This is a genomic window from Rhodoplanes sp. SY1 (assembly GCF_046000175.1).
Classification (GTDB): Bacteria; Pseudomonadota; Alphaproteobacteria; order Rhizobiales; family Xanthobacteraceae; genus Rhodoplanes.
This window is the reverse complement of record NZ_JBEOMB010000063.1, coordinates 1-18245: the sequence shown is the minus strand read 5'-3', so window position 1 is coordinate 18245 and position 18245 is coordinate 1. Positions and strand designations below refer to the sequence as shown.

Below are 18245 nucleotides of genomic sequence, written 5' to 3'. Positions count from 1 at the left end.
TTTGTCGTGTCGCCTGACATCTGGTGGACGGTTCCCCTGGTCCAGGGCCGCCCAAGGTCGGTGGAAATACCCCGTCGGTTGAGATCAGCCGCAATCTCGCTCTCGCTGTATTCCTGATGGACAAACGCCCGGTAGATCTCGCAGACTAGATCGACTTCCTCGGCGGGGCCGAGCGTCAAGATCACGCGGTCAGTCTGGAGGCTCTTATGCTCGCCGCGCTCAAGACAGCCCTTGATAGCGCCGTGCTCATCAATGAGCGTTCGCCGTAGACCAAAGCCTGCCGGGCCGCCCTGACGATACCCTTTCTCGATCAGGCGCCCCTGGCCGGCGAACACCTTGACGGAAAGCTCCCGGCTATATTCGCCGGCCATCGCGCTCTTCACACCCTTGATAATAGCCGCGATGGGGCTTCCGTCATTCTCGAACTGCTCGGCGCAGTATTGGACACGAACGCTGGCTCGCTTGCAGAGGTATTCGTAGTAAGCGCTCTCGTCCGTGTCCTGAAAACGCCCCCAGCGGCTCACATCGTAAACGAGGATCATCTCGAAAACGGCTCGACCCTCCACGACGTCCGAAATCAGCCGCTTGAACGCATCGCGACCATCGACGCTGAGTCCGCTTTTTCCCTCGTCGGCGTAGGTGCAGACGATCTCGATTCCACGGGACTGGGCATATTGCTTAATCGCGTCGGATTGGTTTTCTGTCGAATACTTTTGATGGTCCGTGGACATGCGGACGTATTCGGCAGCCCGAAGGGGCCGCTCCGGCTGCCCTGGCGGATCATCGTCGTAAAGCCTCCGGTTCATCTCATCACGTCCTCCTGAGCCCGACTACGGCAGTCCGAGCGGCCTGCCACAGCAGCGCATGGCGGGCCTCTACCGCCTCTCCGCAATGGAATTGGAACAGTCTAGCTGCGGAGCGAACGGAAGATGTTGCCGAAAAAGGGCAGGAAATCACCGCTATGGAATGGTGTCCTCGTCGGGCGCGAGATTTACGCGCACACCATCGCCGAACTGCTACGCAAGGAGCATGGCGACAGCCACCGTGCGATCAAGCAGCTCATGCGCCAGACCGACGCGAGCGAGAGGACCGTCAAGCATTGGCTCTCCGGGCAGCACAGGCCGGACACGGTGTATTTCCTGCGTCTCGTGGTTTCGTCGGCTGTCATCAGGGCCTTCTTTCTCGGCCTGATCGAAAGCCCCGCGGAGGCATCGCCGACCGATCCGGTGGATCGAGTGGCGCTTGCGAAAGCCCGCGGAGCCTATGCGGCTGGCGAGATCGCCGGCGGACGACCGGCAACAAGCGGATCGAAAAATGACCCTAATCGTGTCCCTGAACGTGACCCTATAAATGTCCCTGATCGGGCAGAACTCAATGAGCGACAGCGTTGGTTCCTGGATCGAGTCGCGGAAGGCCGATGCGACGCTAAAGAGATCGCAACGACTTGGTCCGTGAGCATGAAAACCGCGCGCCGGGACATCGCCACGCTCAAGGTGGCAGGGCTCATATGCTACGTCGGGTCGCGCCGGAAGGGGCGGTATCGCCATCTGTAATATGAAGCAGGGAGTGCCGTGGGCGTGCCAGCGTGAATTTGGCACGCTACCGGCCGCCGATTCCCCTCCATGGTTCGCTTTATTCCGAGCCTCCCTGCGCCCGAATAGCGCGAAACACGGAGGTTCCCATGCAAGCGCAACGTCCGCGCGACAGAAAGGGACGGTCACGCCGGCCGATCCCGCGAGCGCTTCCCAACGATCTCTACGATTACGCCGATGATCGCGCACAGATCGCGCCGCGCCTTCGCCGGGCGCCATCGCCTCGCATCTACCATGTCGAGAACCTGCCCGTCACCGACGACTGGCCCGAGGACGTTCCGGTTACGGAAGCCGAAATTGATGTCTTCGAGCGCTATTTCGGCGACCTGCTCGACCGGCTGTTCGGCCTCGCCGGGATGGACCGAAAAGACCTGATGTTGTTATCTACTGATGATAACAATAGGCCATGAGCGAGGATCGCGACCCGAGCCTCGACACGCTACTGGACCTCGACGGTCAGGTTCTCGTTGTCGATCCCGAAGGCGGCCATTGGGTGAAGTTTGTCGTCACCCGCGTTCCGGTTTCGCCGGGAAAGCCGCATGGTCTCGATTACTCGCTCACGCTTCACGGGCCTTCGGGCGAACGGCTGGTCGGCTTCGATAACGCCCATCCGGTCGGCCGAGGCAGGCACGGCGAGCCGATGGATCATCGGCTTCGCTTCCAGACCGTGAAGCCATACGCCTACGAGGACGCGGCCACGCTGCTGGCCGACTTCTGGCAGGCGGAGGACGCGGTGTTGAAGGAGCGAGGCGTATTATGACCACCCTGAAGGTCGGGATTGCCGACTACGAGGGGGTGAAGGCCCGCACCATGCGGATCGCGCGCGGCGAGGAAAAGCCCGCCGCCGGTGATCCGAAAGTGTGGTTCACCTCCATGGAATCCTTCGCGCAGATTCTCTCCACCGGAAATCAGGAGCTGCTTCGCGTCATCTCCGAACAGGCTCCGGCTTCGCTGGAGGAACTGTCGCAGATGACCGGCCGCGCCAAATCCAACCTGTCGCGCACGCTCAAGACCATGGCGGGCTACGGCCTGGTCAGTATGGAGAAAGGTCAGGGCCTCCGACTGGTCCCGAAGGTTGCGCACGACCGCGTGGAGCTGGTGTTGTCGCTCGCCGGAAAAGCACCCCGCAAAGCAGCAGGAGGCCGGCGATGAACAAGCACACTCTGGACGTTGCCCAGCGTGCCGCCCTCTACCTGCGTGTCTCGACGGCGCGGAAGGCTGAGCATGACGTGTCGATTCCCGACCAGAAGCGGCAGGGCGAAGCCTGGTGCGTCTCGCGGGGCTATGAACCGGTCGAGACTTTCGTGGAGCCCGGTGCAACCGCCACCAATGACCGGCGCCCGGAGTTTCAGCGGATGATCGAGGCGGGCACCTCGAAGCCCGCGCCCTTCGACGTGGTGATCGTCCATTCGTTCAGCCGCTTTTTCCGCGATGCCTTCGATATGGATTCTACGTCCGCAAGCTGGCGAAGAACGGCGTGAGGCTGGTCTCGATCACCCAGGAGATGGGCGACGATCCCATGCACACCATGATGCGGCAGATCATGGCGTTGTTCGACGAATACCAGTCGAAAGAGAACGCCAAGCATGTCCTCCGTGCCATGAATGAGAATGCGCCCGGCAAGGTTTCTGGAACGGTGCGCTTCCGCCGATCGGCTATCGCATCGTCGCGGCCGAGCAGCGTGGATCGAAGACCAAGAAGAAGCTGGAAATCGACCCGCTGCACGCCGACACCGTGCGGCTGATCTACCGGCTGTTTCTTGAAGGAGACGGCAATCACGGTGCGATGGGCGTCAAGGCCATCACCTGCTATCTCAACGAACGCCACATCTTCACCCGTGACGGCGGGCGCTGGGGTCTCGCGCAAATCCACACGATCCTGACTCGCACAACCTACATCGGCGAGCACAGGTTCAACACCCGCTCGCACAAGGACCGGGAGAAGAAGCCCGAGGCCGAGGTCGCTGTCATGGCCGTGCCGCCCCTGATCGACCGGGAGACCTTCGACGCCGTGCAGGCGAGTTTGAAGACCCGCCAGCCCATGGTGACGCCGGCCCGCGTCACCAGCGGCCCGACGCTGCTGACCGGCATCTGTTTCTGCGCCAAGTGCGGAGGCGCGATGACGCTGCGTACCGGCAAGGGCAGCACGGGCAGCTTGTATCGCTACTACACCTGCTCGACCCAGGCCCGGCAGGGCAAGACGGGCTGCAAGGGCCGCTCGATCCCCATGGACAAGCTCGACGAGCTTGTGGCGTGTCACATGGAGGAACGCTTGCTTCAGCCCAAGCGGCTGAAAACCATCCTCGCCGGTCTTCTCGACCGCCGCGAGGACCGCTTGGAGCGCCGCCGTGAACACCTCGCCGAACTTCAAAAGCGCATCACCGAGACCGATCAGCGGATCAACCGGCTCTTTGACGCCATCGAATCCGGCATGGTCGATAAGGACGACGCGATGGCGAAAGAGCGCATCGCCGGCGGTCAGGCCATCAGCCTCGACATGATCGGCGACTTTTCCCGCACTGCCCGCGCCGGGCTGCGCCTCGAAGGCGGCGGCTATCGGCGGGATCACCTACGGGCGTTCGCCCAGCGCGTCGAGGTCGCGGACGACGAAATTCGCATCATGGGGTCGAAATCGGAACTGCTCCGCGCCGTGGTGCCGCTTCCAGCGTGGATTCGGCGGCGTTCGGCGTTCGCAGTTCTGTACTGAAATGGCGCACCCGACACGATTCGAACGTGTGGCCTTCGCCTTCGGAGGGCGACGCTCTATCCAGCTGAGCTACGGGTGCATCCTGCTTACGCGGTGCTTACGCGAAATTCTTGCGACTTTTAAGGGCTGGACACCCTTCACGCAAGTCGTTGCATTCCAAGTCTCTTTCGGTCTCCTCTTCTGCATTGACGGGCTTGACACGAGCCTTCGGAGGGCAACGCTCTATCCAGCTGAGCTACGGGCGCCTGGGGCCTGGATAGCCGATCGGGCCGGACCGGGCAAGCGGGCTGCGGACGGGTCTGCCCAGGGCCTTCCCATCCCGGCCCGACCGCCCTATGACGCTGCGGCCCCCTCCGACACCCCGAGAAAGACCCGCGGAACCGACCCATGAAAGTCGACGGCAGGCACACTCGCACGATCTGGCTCGAGCCCGACGGCGTCAGGGTCGGCACCATCGACCAGCGGCTGCTGCCGCACCGCTACGTCACGGTGCGGCTCGACACGCTCGCCGACGCGGCCGAGGCGATCCGCTCCATGCTGGTGCGCGGCGCCCCGCTGATCGGCGCGACGGCCGCCTACGGGGTGTGCCTGGCGCTGCGCCAGGATGCCTCCGACGCGGCCCTCGAAGCCGCCTGCGAGACATTGGCAAAAACCCGGCCGACCGCCATCAACCTGCGCTGGGCGCTGGGCGAGATGCTGGCGGCGGTGCGCAATCTTCCGCGCGATCAGCGCGTCGCGGCCGCCTATGCGCGGGCGAACGCGATCGCCGACGAGGACGTCGCCATCAACCAGGCGATCGGCCGCCACGGCCTGGCGATCATCGAGGAGATCGCGAGGCGCAAGGGCGGCGGGCGGGTCGAGATCCTCACCCACTGCAACGCCGGCTGGCTCGCCACCGTCGACGTCGGCACCGCCACGGCGCCGATCTACACGGCGCACGACAAGGGCCTCGACCTTCACGTCTTCGTCGACGAGACGCGGCCGCGCAACCAGGGCGCCTCGCTCACCGCCTGGGAGCTGACCCATCACGGCGTGCCCTGCACCCTGGTCGCCGACAATGCCGGCGGCCACCTGATGCAGCACGGCCAGGTCGACATGGTGATCGTCGGCACCGACCGGGTGACGGCGCAGGGCGACGTCTGCAACAAGATCGGCACCTACCTGAAGGCGCTGGCGGCGCACGACAACGGTGTGCCGTTCTTTGTCGCGCTCCCCTCGCCCACCATCGACTTCGCCGTGTCGGACGGCGTGAAGGAGATCCCGATCGAGGAGCGCGGCGAGGAGGAGGTCACCCTGATGGCCGGCAAGACGGCCGACGGGCGCTTCGAGACGGTGCGAATCGCGCCGGACGGGGTGCGCGCCTCGAACTACGGCTTCGATGTCACCCCGGCGCGCCTGGTCACCGGCCTGATCACCGAGCGCGGCGTGATCGCGCCGACCCGCGAGGCGCTCGCCGCGGCGTTCCCGGAACGGGCGGGCGGGGCGTGAGGCCGCGTGCCCCGGACGCGGTGCAGCGCGCAGCGGTGCACCGCAGAGCCGGGGCCCAGGGGGGCGCAAAGTTGGGTCCCGGTTCTGCGGCGCATCACGCCGCGTCGCGGCGTCCTGCACCGCGCCCGGGACACGAGGCCGTGCCTCGCCTCACCGGCTGGCGCGGTCGAACTGGGCCAGCAGCTCGTTGCCGCGGCGGACCGCCGTCTCGAGCGCCGCGGCGGCCGTCTTCTTGCCGGCGAAGGCCGCCTCCAGCTCCTCCTCGATGACGTCGCGCACCAGGATGAAGGAGCCGAGCCGCAGGCCGCGCGAGTTGTCGGTCGGCGGGTTCAGGGTCAGCTCCTCGATGGCGATGGCGGCGCCCGGGTTGCGGTCGTAGAAGCCCTCCGCCCGCGCGTGCTCCCAGGCCGCCCGCGTCACCGGCAGGTAGCCGGTCGCCTGGTGCCAGCGCGACTGCACCTCGGGCCGCGCCAGATAGGCGAAGAAGCGCGCCGCGCCGCGATACTCGGCGGCCGGGCGGCCGCGCAGCACCCACAGGCTGGCGCCGCCGATCATGGTGTTGCGCGGGGCGCCCGGCACGTCCGGCCAGTAGGGCAGCATGCCGTAGCCGACCTCGAACCTGGCCCGCGCCCGGATGTCGGCGGCGAGCGCCGAGGAGCCGATGAAGATGCCGCACTGGCCGGTGTGCAGCATCGGCTCGGCGGCGGTGCCACGCCCGCCATAGGCGTACACGCCGTTCTTCTGCCAGGCGGCGAGCGCCGCGACGTGGCGGGTCAGCACCGGATTGGCGAGCATCAGCTCGGCCCCCGGCCCGGCGAGGCCGTTGGCGCGCGTGGCGATCGGAACATCGTGAAAGGCCGAGAAATTCTCGATGTTCACCCACGACGGCCAGTGCGTCGAGAAGCCGCACGTGACGCCGGCGAGGCGGAGCCGCCGGGCGACCTCCTCGACCTGCGGCCAGGTCTTCGGCGGCGTCTTGTCGTCGAGCCCGGCGGCGCGGAACAGGTCGCGGTTGAAGTAGAGGATCGGGGTCGAGGCGTTGAACGGGTAGGACAAGAGGTTGCCGGCCGGATCCCGGTAGAAGCCGGCGATCGGCGGCAGGAAGGCGGTCGCGTCGAACGGCTCGCCCATGTCCCGCATCAGCTCGAAGAGCGGATACACGGCCCCGCGGGCGGCCATCATGGTGGCGGTGCCGATCTCGTTGACCTGGACGATCGCCGGGTGGTTCTTGGTGCGCACCGCGAAGATCGCCGCCGCCACGGTCTCGGTGTAGCTGCCCTTGAACACCGGCACGACCCGGACCGCGTCCTGGCCGGCGTTGAAGCCCTCGACGATGCGCTCGATCTGGCGGCCGAGCTCGCCCGCCATGGCGTGCCAGAACTGGACCTCGGTCGTCGCGGCGCGGACCGGCCGGGACGCGCCGGCGACGCCGAGAGTCGCCCCGGCCCCGATCCCGGCCAGCACCCGACGGCGGCTCGGACCCGGCGCGGACCCGTTCGGCGCGGGCGGTATCGACTCCGGCATCGAAAGCACACCCCTGTTCGCGATGAGAGACGCGTCGGCGACGATCCGGGCCGCGCGAGGATGGTCATCCGACCATGGTTTCGCTAAAATTTCGAGCTTTCACGACAACGAGCCTCGACGGTCCGACGACAATTTCCGACGACAAGGCGGTGCAATTTTGTCGCCAGCAGGGATCTTTCGCACCTTGGCTCCGCGCCTCGCCGGCCGGTTTCGCTGCGGGCGTGGCGCGACGGCGTGCCGCGCGCTGTGGGCTGCCGCGACGGCGCTTCTTCTCGCCGCACTGATGACGCCACCCGCGATCGCGCGAGAATTCCGGGTCGCCGACACGCAGGTCGAGGACTATCCGACGGTCCAGGCCGTGCTCCACATGAGCCGGCTGATCGAGGAGCAGACCGGCGGGCGCCACCGCCTGCGGGTGTTCCATTCCCGCCAGCTCGGCGAGGAGCAGGACACCATCGAGCAGACCCGCGCCGGCGCCATCGATCTCAACCGCACCAACGTGGCGCCGATCGGCGCCATCGTGCCGGTCGCCGACGTGCTCGCGATGCCGTTCCTGTTCCGCTCGAAGGCGCATCTGCACAGCGTGCTCGACGGGCCGATCGGCGACGAGATCCTCAAGAGCTTCGAGGCCTACGGCTTTGTCGGCCTGACCTTCTACGATTCGGGCGCCCGCTCGCTCTACACGCGCGACCGCCCGGTGCGCGACATCGCCGACCTGAAGGGCCTGCGCATCCGGGTGCAGCAGTCCGCGCTGATGACCGCGATGATCCGGGCGCTCGGCGCCACCGCCGTGCAGCTTCCCTACGGGCAGGTCGAGACCGGCCTCTCCACCGGCCTGATCGACGGGGCCGAGAACAACTGGCCGTCCTACGTCACCACCGGCCACTACAAGCTCGCGCCCAACTACACGCTCACCGAGCACACCATGAGCCCGGAGGTTCTGGTGATGTCGCTGCGCGCCTGGCAGAGCCTCTCGGCCGACGACCAGGCGATCTTCCGCAGCGCCGCCCGCGCCTCCAACCGGGTGATGCGCGAGCAGTGGAACGCGCTCGAGGAGCGCTCCCGCACCCAGGCGCGCGCCGCCGGGACGACGATCGTCTCCGATTTCGACCGGCGTCCCTTCGTCGACGCGATGGCGCAGGTCTATGCCGGCGTCGGCGACCCGAACCTGCAGCGGCTGATCGCCCGCATCCGGGAAAGCGAGTGACCGTGGCGTCGCCTCCGACGGTGCAGGACGGCGCGGCGATCGACGCCGTCGCGCTGCCGCCGAAACCGGCGGAGCGCCGCCGCCTCGATCTCGTGCGGCTCGTCCGCGCCATCCCGATCCGCTGGCGCATCCTGTCGATCGCGGTGCTCAACACCGGCGTCGTGATCGTGCTGGCCGGTCTGATCTGGAACGGCGCGATGGCGCTGAGCCGCGCCTGGGACGAGGTCCGGGCGGTGCGCGAATCCGACAGCGTGCTGGTGCTGCTGGAGGGCGAGGCCGGACGCCTGCAGAACCTCATCCATCGTTACATCAACGAGCCGAGCCCCGAGATCCTCGCCGAGATCCTGCTGGTGCGCGAGGCCGTGCTGGGCACGCTGCGCAGCCGCAAGCCGGCCGATCCGATGCTGGCGAGCGGCATGGACGGGCTCGCCGCCGTGACCGAGAAGTTCCTCGACGGCTTCGGCGAGCTGCGCGCCGTGCAGACCGCGATCAACCGGCTCTACGACGCCGAGGTGCTGCGCCCGGCCCGCGAGATGGCCGGCCTCTACTCGATCGTCGAGGGCGCGGCCGGGCGGCGCGAGGCGCTGATCTGGCCGGCGCTCGGCAAGTCGCGCGAGGCCTTCACGGCCGCGCTGGTCGGCGCCAACGCCTATTACCTGTCGCTCGATTCGTCGGCGGCCGACGAGGCGCGGCGCAACCTCGAGACGATCGAGCGGACCATCCCGGTGATGTCCGACCTCGCCTCGGACGACATGCAGCGCGCCGCCCTCGAGGCGCTGGGCGGCCGCGCCGCGGCGTTCCGCGACGGCCTCGCCGGGCTGTCGGAGCGGTTCGCCGCCCGCACCCACCTGCTGCGCACCGTCATCGACGGCAACCAGGCCTCGATGATCTCGACCATCGACGCGCTGCAGACCGAGATGCGCGGGCGCGAGGCCCGCGCCCAGGCGACGCTCGACCGCACCCTCAAGGCGATCTATCGCCAGGTCGTGCTCGTGGCGGCAGGCTTTCTGGTCGCCATCATGGCCGGCGCCATGATCGTCACCCGCTCGATCCGCAATCCGCTCAAGGAGCTGATGTCGGCCATGCACGCCATCGTGGCCGGGCATTACGGGCCGGTGATCCGCTCGACCAGCGAGAAGGACGAGATCGGCGCCATGGCGCGCGCCGTCGAGGTGTTCCGCGAGAACGCCATCGCCAAGCGGCAGGCCGAGAACGACCTGCGCGCCGCCAAGGACAATGCCGAGAAGGCGCTCACCGAGCTGCGCGACGCGCAGAAGAGCCTGATCGACGCCGAGAAGCTCGCGGCGCTGGGCGGCCTCGTCGCCGGCGTCGCCCACGAGGTCAACAATCCGGTCGGCATCAGCCTCACGGTCGCCTCCAGCCTGGTGCGCCGCTCCGAGGTGTTCGCCGAGGAGATCGCCAAGGGACCGCTGCGCCGCTCGCGGCTCGACGATTTCGTCGCCGGCACCCGCGACGCCGCCGGCCAGCTGGTCGGCAACCTGCAGCGCGCCGGCGAGCTGATCCAGTCGTTCAAGCAGGTGGCGGTCGACCGCAGCCACGCCGAGCTGCGCGACTTCGACCTGCGCGAGGCGACCGAGCAGATCGCCGCCAGCGTCCGCCCGGTGCTCCGCAAGGCCCAGCTCGCGCTGGTCGTCGAGGTGCCGGACGGCATCGTGATGGACAGCTATCCGGGCTCCTACGGCCAGGTGCTGACCAACCTGTTCCTCAACTCGGTCTCCCACGGCTTCCCGGACGGCCGCACCGGCACGATCGAGGTGCGGGCCCGCCAGCTCGGCCCCGGCCATGTCGAGATCGTCGTCGCCGACGACGGCGTCGGCATGACCGACGACGTTCGCCGGCGCGCTTTCGACCCGTTCTTCACGACGCGACGCGGCCGCGGCGGCACCGGCCTCGGCCTCCACATCATCCACAGCCTGGTGACCCAGAGCCTCGGCGGACGGCTGACGCTCGACACCGCGCTCGGCCACGGCACGACGTTCCGCATGGTGCTGCCCCGTCGGGTGGTTCGCGCGGACGAGCCCGCGGCCGTCCTCCAGACAACGGACCGAGCCCATGGCTGACCAGGACGACATCGTCGACATCGTCGAGGACGGCGACGACGCACCGGCGGCGGCCGGGCCGCGCTGGAAGATCATGATCATCGACGACGAGCCGGCCGTCCACGACGGCACCCGCTTCGCGCTCGCCGACTACGCGCTCAACGGCCAGGGGCTCGAGATGATCTCGGCCTACTCGGCCGAGGAGGGGCGCGCGCTACTCGCGCAGCACCCCGACACGGCCGTGGTGCTGCTCGACGTGATCATGGAAAGCGACACGGCGGGCCTCGATCTCGTCGACCACATCAGGACCGTGCTGCGCAACGAGACGATCCGCATCATCCTGCGCACCGGACAGCCGGGCCAGGCGCCGGAGCGGCGCGTCATCGTCGACTACGACATCAACGACTACAAGGCGAAGACCGAGCTGACCGCCGACAAGCTGTTCACCTCGCTCACCGCGGCGCTGCGCAGCTTCCAGCAGCTCCAGCGCATGGTGGAGACGCGGCGCGGCCTGGAGATCATCGTCGACGCCGCCTCGACGCTCTACGACTTCAAGTCGATCCAGCGGCTCGCCGAGGGCGTGCTGGTGCAGCTCGCCTCGCTGCTCAACGTCGACTGCGACGGCATCCTGGTGTTTCACGAGAACGGCCGCGAGCATCCGGTCTCGGTGCTGGCGGCGGCCGGCTGCTACGTCCGCCATCTCGGCCAGAACGGCGTCGACGCGCTCGATCCCGAGCTGCGGCGGGTGGTCGAGGAGGCGTTCCGGGCGCAAGCCCACCAGTTCGAGCCGGACTGGTCGGTCCTCTACATCCACACCGCGAGCGACCGCGAGGTCGTCGTGGTGCTGCACGTGCGGCGGCCGCTCTCCGAGACCGACCGGACGCTGGTCGAGCTGTTCACCAGCAAGCTGGCGATCGCCTTCGACAACGTGATCCTCTACGAGCAGCTCCAGGAGGCGAACACCCGGCTCGAGGATCGCGTCAACCAGCGCACCCGCGAGCTCTCCTCGGCGAACCGGCGCCTCGCCGCACAGTGGTCGCGGCTGCAGCGCGCCAACGCCTTCAAGAGCGAAATCCTCGGCACCGTCGCGCACGATTTGAGGAATCCGCTCTCGGTGATCATCGGCCGCGCCGAGATCCTGGAGCGCATGGTGTCGAGCCCGGCGTTGACGCCGGAGGCCGCCAAGGCGCAGATCGCCCACATCCACAAGGCCGCCGACCGGGTCGCCGACATGGTCGAGAGCCTGATCGCCGACGCCATGACGGACGCGCTCGACATCACGATCCGGCGCGACCCCGCCGATCTCGCCGCGGTGCTGCGCGACGTCGCCGAGGCGAACCAGCCGCTCGCCGACAAGAAGAGCCAGGTGATCGACGTGTCGATCGAGCCCGGCCCGCCGATCGTCTGCGATGTCGACCGGGTCCGCGAGGCGGTCGACAACCTGGTCAGCAACGCCGTCAAGTACAGCGCCATCGGCGGCCGCATCGAGGTCGGCCTCGCGCACGCGCCGGACGGCGCCCGCATCCGGGTGAAGGATGCGGGGCCGGGCATGACGCCCGAGGACCTCAAGCGCCTCTACGGCCGGTTCCAGCGACTCTCCGCCAAGCCGACCGGCGGCGAGACCTCGATCGGGCTCGGCCTGTCGATCGTCAAGCGCATCGTCGACCTGCACGGCGGCACCATCACGGCGGAGAGCGCCGGCGAGGACCAGGGGACCACGTTCACGCTGCTGCTGCCGGCGAAGCCGCCGGAGGCGGAGGGCGAGCCGGCCGCGACGAAGGGATGAGGCGCGTGCGCGTGCCGCCTCCCGCAACCATTTCGTTAAAGCCGGACCTGTAGGCTCCGGGCAGTCCGGTCCGGAGTTCCGATGCTGTCCCGCGTGATCCTCGCCGTCCTGTCGCTGCTGGTCGCCAGCGTCTGCTCGGCCGCAGTGTCGACGGCCCTGCGGCTGCCGAGCGATCTGACCCCGGCGATCTTCGCGGCTTCGGCCCTGGCCGCCGGGCTGGCGTTCCGCCACCTGCCGCTGGTGAACGCGCGTGAGCCGCTGCACTGGTTCGAGGCGGCGCTGATCGGCTGGGCGGCGCTGCTCGCGGCGCTGCGCCTCGTCCCCTACACGGCGCAGTCGCTGACCGGGCGGCTCGCCGGCGCCGTCCATTTCGACGACAACTGGCATTTTCAGGAGCTGGCGAGCCTCGTCACCAGCGACCGGTTTCCGCCGCTGCTCAACTTCCAGCCCGACACGCACCTGCACTTCTATTACGTCGCCTGGATGCCGGCCGCCGCCGTCGCCGAGCTGTTCCAGCTGCTCGACGTGTCCGCCATCAAGCTGGCCTACGGGATCGGGGCGCTGCTGCTCGACCTGTCGGCGGTGCTGATCGTCGTCGTGTTCCTGCGTCACGTCGTGGCGCCGGGGCGGCGCGGCGCCGCAGTCGTCGCCCTCCTGCTCGCCGGTGCCGTGCCGGACGGCGTCGCCGTGCTGGGACGCTGGGCAACTGCCGTCGCGACCGGGGACGCGCCCCGGGACTGGCTCGCCCATGCCGAATGGTGGCAGGTCGGCTACGGCATCCCGAATCAGCTGTCGAACCTGACGACGCTGCTCGTCTGGGTGCCCCATCACCTGATCGGCGGGACGGCGCTGCTGCTCGCCGTCGTGGTGGCGACCGAGCCGTTGACCCTGAAGCCGCGCGCCGCACCCACCGCCATGCTGGCGGCCGGACTGCTCGTCGGTTTCGCCGCCTTCGCGTCGGTCTTCGCGCTGATCGGCGGGCTGCTCGCACTGTCGCCGCTCCTGATGCGCTTCGCGACGCGGCCGATGGCGGTCGTCGCGCTCGGCGCGGCGGCGCTGGTGGCGACGCCGCTCGCCTATCTCTATCTCCACGCCGACTCGGCCGGCGGCTTCCAGCTGTTCCTGATCTTCACCCGGTGGAGCGAGCTGTTCGGCACCCCGGTCGCCGGATTCGCCGGCCTGACCGTCGCGGCGCTGTTCATCACGGCGGAGATCGGCTGGCTCGCCGGCTGGGCTCTGCGCCCACCCCCGTCGCCGTTCGCCAGCCCGCTCGGGCGGTGCGCCGTGGCCGCCGCCGTCTTCCTCGCCTCGACCGTCGCGGTGGGCTTCTCGGGCGCCAACAACTACGTCATGCGCGGGGCCGTCGTGCCGATCGTGCTGGTCGCGGCCTACTGGGCGCAGGTGCGCGCCGGCGGGATCGCGCTTTTTCGGCAGTCCCGCTCCGTCGTCGCCGTCGCCGTCCTCGTCGTGCTGCTCGGCGCGGTCGCCCATCTGGCCGAGGCCGTGCGCCACGGTCGCGACAGCGTCGCCGCGATCACGCTTGCGGACGAGACCGAGGCCTGCAAGGTCGCCATCATGGCCGCCAATGCCGGTCCGCCCGGCCGTGTCGATCCGGACGGCTTCGGCTGCCGCGGTCTCTACAGCCTCTACGGGCTGGAGCGCCCGTTCGTGAAGCGAAAGCTCGAGGAGCCCGACCGCGAGCTGATGGGCCGGGGGCCGTAGGGCGCACCGGCCCGAGGGGCCGAACTCGACCGACCGGCGCGGCGCCTCACCACGTATAGGCGACCCGGCCCGTGACGGTGCGGCCGTTGCCCCAGTAGCAGCCGAAGAAGCCGCAGCCCGAGACGTATGCCTCGTCGGCGATGTTGGCGATGTTGAGCGACAGCTTGTAGGGCCCGGTCGTGTAGCTCGCCGCCGCGTCGAACAGGATGTTGGACGGCAGCAGATTGGTATTGGCGTCGAGATCCCAGCGGCTGCCGACGTAGCGGATGCCGCCGCCGAAGCCAAAGCCGGCGAGCGGCCCGGTCTTGATGTTCTGGAACAGCCACAGATTGGCGGCGTTCTCCGGCACGTTGGCGGGTCGCTTCCCGGCGTTCTGGCCGGCCGTGATCTCGGCGTCCGTGTAGGTGTAGTTGGCGATCAGGTCGAGCCCTTCGGTGAGGTTCGCGAGGCCCGACAGCTCGACGCCCTTGACGTGCACCTCGCCGGTCTGCACCGACTGGCTGACGCCGCCGACCAGCTCCGACGTGAGCACGTTGGTCTGGGTGAGGTCGTAGACGGCGGCCGTGAAGAAGCCCTTGAACCAGGTCGGCTGATACTTGACGCCGGCCTCCCACTGCTCGCCCTCGGACGGCTTGAAGGCGCCGCCGCCGAGCGCCGGCGCGTAGTTGCCGATCACCGGCTCGAACGAGGTGGCGTAGCTGACATACGGAGCGAGACCGTTGTCGAACAGATAGGTCAGGCCCGCCCGACCCGTGAAGGCACGGTCGTTCTGGTCCTGGGTGATGCTGGTGCCGCCGAGCACGTAGCGGGTCGTCTGGTCGGTCGACGCCCAGTCGTGGCGCAGCCCGAGCGTGAGCAGCCACTTGTCGAGCTTGATCTGGTCCTGGGCGTAGACGCCGGTCTGGGTCAGCGTGCCGTCGGTCTTGGCCGCGTACCAGACGGTCTTGTTGATCTGGACGCCGTGAACGGGCGCGAACACGTTGACGGATGGCGCGGTGCCGAACTCGGCCAGCGTGTCGAGCGTGTGGCGGCGCACGTCGACGCCGAGCAGCACCGTGTGGGCGAGCGCGCCGGTCGCGAACTTCGCCTCCAGATGATTGTCGATCGTGAAGGTGCCGTAGGACTCGTCGTTGTAGGAGGCGCCGCGCGCCGCCGTGTCGGGGCTGGTGAGACCGTTGAAGTAGAGGTTCTGATAGTCCCAGCCGAGCCAGAGGTAGCGGGCGTTCTGCTGGAACTTGAGGCCGTCGTTGAAGCGGTGCTCGAACTCGTAGCCGATGCTCGCCAGCGTGCGGGTCGAGTCGTCGAAGCTCGGATCGCCAAGATTGGTGCTGCGCGGCAGGGTGATGCCGGTGCGGTTGGAATAGAGCGTGTAGGCGGCCGGCAGACCGACCGGCGAGCTCGCCCGGTCGTATTGCAGGTTGGCCAGCACCGTGAGGCTGGTCTGGGCGTTCGGCCGCCAGGTGACGGCCGGCGCGATGTACAGGCGGTCGTCGCGCAGCCCGTCGGTCTGGCCCGAGCCGTCGCGGGCGAGGCCGGTGAGCCGGTAGGCGAACTCCGACGTGCCCGGCACGGGGCCGCCGAAGTCGAAGGCGCCGGTGTAGCGGTCGTAGCTGCCCCCCTCCGCCTGCACGGTGCCGAAGCTGGCCCAGGTCGGCCGCTTGCTCACCAGGTTGACCATGCCGCCCGGATTGCCCTGGCCGTACAGCACCGACGAGGGGCCGCGCAGCACCTCGATGCGCTCGAGCCCCCACGGCTCGATCGAGGTGGTGTCGCCGGTGCCGCGCATCAGCTTCAGGCCGTTGAGATACTGGCTGTTGGCGGACGGGAAGCCGCGAATGATCGGTGAATCGAAGCGCGGATCGAAGCCGAACGGCGCAGCGACGACGCCGGCCGAGTAGGTCAGCGCCTCGGTAACGCTGGTGACGGCGCGCTGGTCCATCTGGTCGCGGGTGACCACCGAGATCGACTGCGGGATCTCGCGGATCGGCGTGTCGGTCTTGGAGCCGGTCTCGGTGCGGGTGGCGACGAAGCCCTGCACCGGGCCGGTCGGCGACTCGCCGACCCGGTCGGCCTCGACCGAGATCGGGGCGAGCTCGCCGCCGGCCGTCTGGGCCGCGGCCGCACCGGGCAGCAGCAGACAGGTCAGCGCGACCCCGCAGGCCAGCCGCTCGAGAACAGTCTTGGTCGTGGACATGACACCCCGTCGATTCGTCTACTCGGGCCGCCACGAGTCGAGAATTGTTCTAATTCAAATCTCGCGCGCCCACCCCTCGTCGAGGCTCGCGATACCAACAGCAATATCGGTCGGATTGTCTATCCCTGCTCCGCGTTGAACGGTCCTGTCCTTCGGGATAAGACTCGTGAAGACGTGTGTTCCGCGCGAAACAAGGCAGAACACTTCCAAATAAGACCATCTTGACTGGCCGACGCTCCGGGACATGCCGCAGCCCGGCCGGGAGACCCCGCGATGACGCTCACCCCCGCCCCCGCGGTCGCTGCCTTCACGCCCAACATGACCAGCCGGATCGAAGGGATCGCGGTGCTGGAGGATCTGCGTTTCCGGCGCTGGCCCGGCGCCGTCGCGGATGTCTGGCACGCCGCCTGCGCGGCCGGGGCGCATGGCGAGTACGTGTCCGAGCATCCGCGCCTGTTCGTCGTGCTGGAGCGGGAGGGCGGCGGCGCGGCGCTGCGGCTCTCGGCCCGCGGCGGCGAGCGGCCGGCGCCACCCGCCGTGCATGCGATGAGCTTCGTTCCGGCCGGCGTGCCGGTCTGGTCACGGGTCGACGCGGCAATGCGCATCCGTCATCTCGACATCCATTTCGACGTCGCGGCGCTGTCGGCGCGGATCGGCGAGGCGCCCGACCGGACGGCGCTCGCGACGCCCCGCCTGCAGTTCACCGATGCGCGGATCTTCTCGCTCGCCCGGCTGATCGCCGAGGAGTGCGGCGGCCCCGACGCGCGGCACGACGTCTACGGCGAGAGCCTGGTCACGGCGCTGTTCATCGACCTGATGCGGCTCGCGCCGGAGCCGGCGCGCCGCCGCTCGGCGCTGTCGCCGCGCCAGCTCGACCGCGCCGTCGCCTATCTCGAGGAGAACTGCTTTCGCGGTCTTCGTCTGGACGAGCTGGCGACGCTCACCGGGCTGTCGCAGTCCTATTTCAGCCACGCCTTCAAGGCGGCGACCGGCGTGCCGCCCTATCAGTGGCACATGCAGGCGCGCATCCGGCGCGTCCAGGAGATGCTGTCGCGCTCGACCCTGCCGCTGACCGAGATCGCCCACGCGGCCGGCTTCGCCGACCAGGCCCATCTCACCCGCGCGTTCCGCCGGCAGGTCGGCACCACGCCGGCGGCATGGCGGCGCGACGCCAGGATCTGACCGGTCAGGCCTCACGACCCAGGCTCTCACGATCCAGGCTCTCACGATCCGAGCCTTGCGTGCGGATTCTGATCATCGATCACGCAGGGCCGTCGTCACGCCCGGTTTCGCCGCACCGTCGCGCCCGGCGCGGCACGCGGGCGGGAGTCGACTGCCGACCGATTGAGCATTGGGCTTACGGACTAGGTAACTGCCCTGAATTGTGCCACGGCCGAATTCGGATTTCGAATACGCCTCGAAAACCCAGAGCCGGACCATGACACCCTCCGACGACAGTCATGCGCGCCATCCGCATTGCGTCGTCTGCGGCGCGCGGATGCAGTTCGCCCGCAGCCTCCCGCGCCTCGGGGCGAACCCGGCGCTCATCTCCTACGAGTGCAAGCGCTGCGGCCACGTGATCACCCGCTCGGAGGACGAGCCCCAGCAGCGCGAGTGAGCGGGGCGAGTCGCCTCTTCGACCGGGCCGGAACTCGCTCTCGGCGTCGGTGCCCCGGCAAAGGCCACGTGTCCCGGGCGCGGCGCAACGCGCCGCGAACCGGGACCCAGGGGCGATCAGGCGAGGCCGTCGGAGAACTCCTGCCGCGCTGCCCGTCGTGCCGCTCCTGGGCCCCGGCTCGGCGGCGCATCAGGCCTGCGGCCCGACGCGCCTTGTCCGGGGCACGAGGCCGAGCACCGGAGAGAGAGAGAGAGTCGCCTCATCCGTCGGGGAACAGCACCGGCACATGGCACCGCACCGCGAGGTGCTCTCAGAACGAGATGTTGGCGGCCTTGATGATCGGCGCCC

Annotated in this window: 13 protein-coding genes, 1 tRNA gene and 2 pseudogenes; 12 read left to right on the top strand and 4 right to left on the bottom strand. The window is 68.7% G+C overall.

What is annotated here, in order from left to right:
* On the bottom strand, positions 1-731 hold a 731-nt coding region (locus ABTU92_RS17445; protein WP_408092840.1), incomplete at its 3' end, for a recombinase family protein.
* Between the two features lie 198 nt (positions 732-929).
* Here ABTU92_RS17445 and ABTU92_RS17440 point away from each other — a divergent pair.
* The 5 genes and pseudogenes from ABTU92_RS17440 to ABTU92_RS17420 form a co-directional block, all read left to right on the top strand.
* Complete coding sequence (locus ABTU92_RS17440) at positions 930-1553, top strand: hypothetical protein (RefSeq protein WP_408092838.1); 624 nt, start codon at positions 930-932, stop codon at positions 1551-1553.
* 128 nt (positions 1554-1681) lie between these two features.
* Positions 1682-2002, top strand: coding sequence for a hypothetical protein (locus ABTU92_RS17435; protein WP_408092836.1), 321 nt, complete (start codon positions 1682-1684; stop codon positions 2000-2002).
* Positions 1999-2352, top strand: coding sequence for a DUF6516 family protein (locus tag ABTU92_RS17430; protein WP_408092834.1), 354 nt, complete (start codon positions 1999-2001; stop codon positions 2350-2352). Before ABTU92_RS17435 ends, ABTU92_RS17430 begins: the two co-directional genes overlap by 4 nt.
* Positions 2349-2744: a helix-turn-helix domain-containing protein gene (locus ABTU92_RS17425; protein WP_408092832.1), complete on the top strand. Its 396-nt coding sequence runs from the start codon at positions 2349-2351 to the stop codon at positions 2742-2744. Before ABTU92_RS17430 ends, ABTU92_RS17425 begins: the two co-directional genes overlap by 4 nt.
* Positions 2741-4324, top strand: a pseudogene (locus ABTU92_RS17420) (recombinase family protein); the annotation flags it as partial. The gene ABTU92_RS17425 and the pseudogene ABTU92_RS17420, both read left to right, overlap by 4 nt.
* On the opposite strand, the gene ABTU92_RS17415 reads toward ABTU92_RS17420, so the two are convergent.
* A tRNA-Arg gene (locus ABTU92_RS17415) sits at positions 4301-4377 on the bottom strand. The pseudogene ABTU92_RS17420 and the gene ABTU92_RS17415 sit on opposite strands and share 24 nt — an antisense overlap.
* A 308-nt stretch (positions 4378-4685) precedes the next feature.
* Between ABTU92_RS17415 and mtnA the strand changes: the two genes are divergently transcribed.
* Positions 4686-5786 (top strand): S-methyl-5-thioribose-1-phosphate isomerase, encoded by a 1101-nt coding sequence (gene mtnA, locus ABTU92_RS17410; protein ID WP_408092830.1) that lies wholly within the window; start codon positions 4686-4688, stop codon positions 5784-5786.
* 150 nt (positions 5787-5936) lie between these two features.
* On the opposite strand, the gene ugpB is transcribed toward mtnA, so the two are convergent.
* Positions 5937-7310 (bottom strand): sn-glycerol-3-phosphate ABC transporter substrate-binding protein UgpB, encoded by a 1374-nt coding sequence (ugpB, locus tag ABTU92_RS17405; protein WP_408092828.1) that lies wholly within the window; start codon positions 7308-7310, stop codon positions 5937-5939.
* Between the two features lie 283 nt (positions 7311-7593).
* Here ugpB and ABTU92_RS17400 point away from each other — a divergent pair, with 283 nt between their 5' ends.
* The 4 genes and pseudogenes from ABTU92_RS17400 (at position 7594) to ABTU92_RS17385 (ending at position 14085) form a co-directional block, all read left to right on the top strand.
* The gene (locus ABTU92_RS17400; protein ID WP_408092842.1) at positions 7594-8517 is read left to right on the top strand and encodes a TRAP transporter substrate-binding protein; all 924 of its coding nucleotides are present in this window, start codon (positions 7594-7596) and stop codon (positions 8515-8517) included.
* Positions 8518-8555: 38 nt separating this feature from the next.
* Positions 8556-10675: pseudogene (locus tag ABTU92_RS17395) on the top strand (ATP-binding protein).
* Positions 10591-12363, top strand: coding sequence for a DUF3369 domain-containing protein (locus ABTU92_RS17390; protein ID WP_408092826.1), 1773 nt, complete (start codon positions 10591-10593; stop codon positions 12361-12363). Before ABTU92_RS17395 ends, ABTU92_RS17390 begins: the two are co-directional and overlap by 85 nt.
* An 81-nt stretch (positions 12364-12444) precedes the next feature.
* The gene (locus ABTU92_RS17385) at positions 12445-14085 is read left to right on the top strand and encodes a hypothetical protein (protein WP_408092824.1); all 1641 of its coding nucleotides are present in this window, start codon (positions 12445-12447) and stop codon (positions 14083-14085) included.
* Between the two features lie 46 nt (positions 14086-14131).
* Here ABTU92_RS17385 and ABTU92_RS17380 read toward each other — a convergent pair whose 3' ends face one another.
* A complete protein-coding gene (locus tag ABTU92_RS17380) occupies positions 14132-16279 on the bottom strand; it encodes a TonB-dependent siderophore receptor (protein ID WP_408092822.1) in 2148 nt (715 codons plus the stop codon).
* A gap of 273 nt (positions 16280-16552) precedes the next feature.
* On the opposite strand from ABTU92_RS17380, the gene ABTU92_RS17375 reads away from it, so the two are divergent.
* Together ABTU92_RS17375 and ABTU92_RS17370 are read left to right on the top strand one after the other, a co-directional pair.
* Complete coding sequence (locus ABTU92_RS17375) at positions 16553-17461, top strand: helix-turn-helix domain-containing protein (protein WP_408092820.1); 909 nt, start codon at positions 16553-16555, stop codon at positions 17459-17461.
* Positions 17462-17717: 256 nt separating this feature from the next.
* Positions 17718-17897, top strand: a complete 180-nt coding sequence (locus ABTU92_RS17370) for a hypothetical protein (protein WP_408092818.1) — start codon at positions 17718-17720, stop codon at positions 17895-17897.
* The last annotated feature ends 348 nt before the right edge of the window (positions 17898-18245 follow it).

What these genes read in the sequence shown, in the direction of transcription:
- ABTU92_RS17430 (WP_408092834.1), top strand. Translation starts at nt 1,999, where the DNA reads ATGAGCGAGGATCGCGACCCGAGCCTCGACACGCTACTGGACCTCGAC.
- ABTU92_RS17370 (WP_408092818.1), top strand. Translation starts at nt 17,718, where the DNA reads ATGACACCCTCCGACGACAGTCATGCGCGCCATCCGCATTGCGTCGTC.
- ABTU92_RS17375 (WP_408092820.1), top strand. Translation starts at nt 16,553, where the DNA reads ATGACGCTCACCCCCGCCCCCGCGGTCGCTGCCTTCACGCCCAACATG.
- ABTU92_RS17440 (WP_408092838.1), top strand. Translation starts at nt 930, where the DNA reads ATGTTGCCGAAAAAGGGCAGGAAATCACCGCTATGGAATGGTGTCCTC.
- ABTU92_RS17390 (WP_408092826.1), top strand. Translation starts at nt 10,591, where the DNA reads ATGGCTGACCAGGACGACATCGTCGACATCGTCGAGGACGGCGACGAC.
- ABTU92_RS17385 (WP_408092824.1), top strand. Translation starts at nt 12,445, where the DNA reads ATGCTGTCCCGCGTGATCCTCGCCGTCCTGTCGCTGCTGGTCGCCAGC.
- mtnA (WP_408092830.1), top strand. Translation starts at nt 4,686, where the DNA reads ATGAAAGTCGACGGCAGGCACACTCGCACGATCTGGCTCGAGCCCGAC.
- ugpB (WP_408092828.1), bottom strand. Translation starts at nt 7,310, where the DNA reads ATGCCGGAGTCGATACCGCCCGCGCCGAACGGGTCCGCGCCGGGTCCG.
- ABTU92_RS17400 (WP_408092842.1), top strand. Translation starts at nt 7,594, where the DNA reads ATGACGCCACCCGCGATCGCGCGAGAATTCCGGGTCGCCGACACGCAG.
- ABTU92_RS17380 (WP_408092822.1), bottom strand. Translation starts at nt 16,279, where the DNA reads ATGTCCACGACCAAGACTGTTCTCGAGCGGCTGGCCTGCGGGGTCGCG.
- ABTU92_RS17435 (WP_408092836.1), top strand. Translation starts at nt 1,682, where the DNA reads ATGCAAGCGCAACGTCCGCGCGACAGAAAGGGACGGTCACGCCGGCCG.
- ABTU92_RS17425 (WP_408092832.1), top strand. Translation starts at nt 2,349, where the DNA reads ATGACCACCCTGAAGGTCGGGATTGCCGACTACGAGGGGGTGAAGGCC.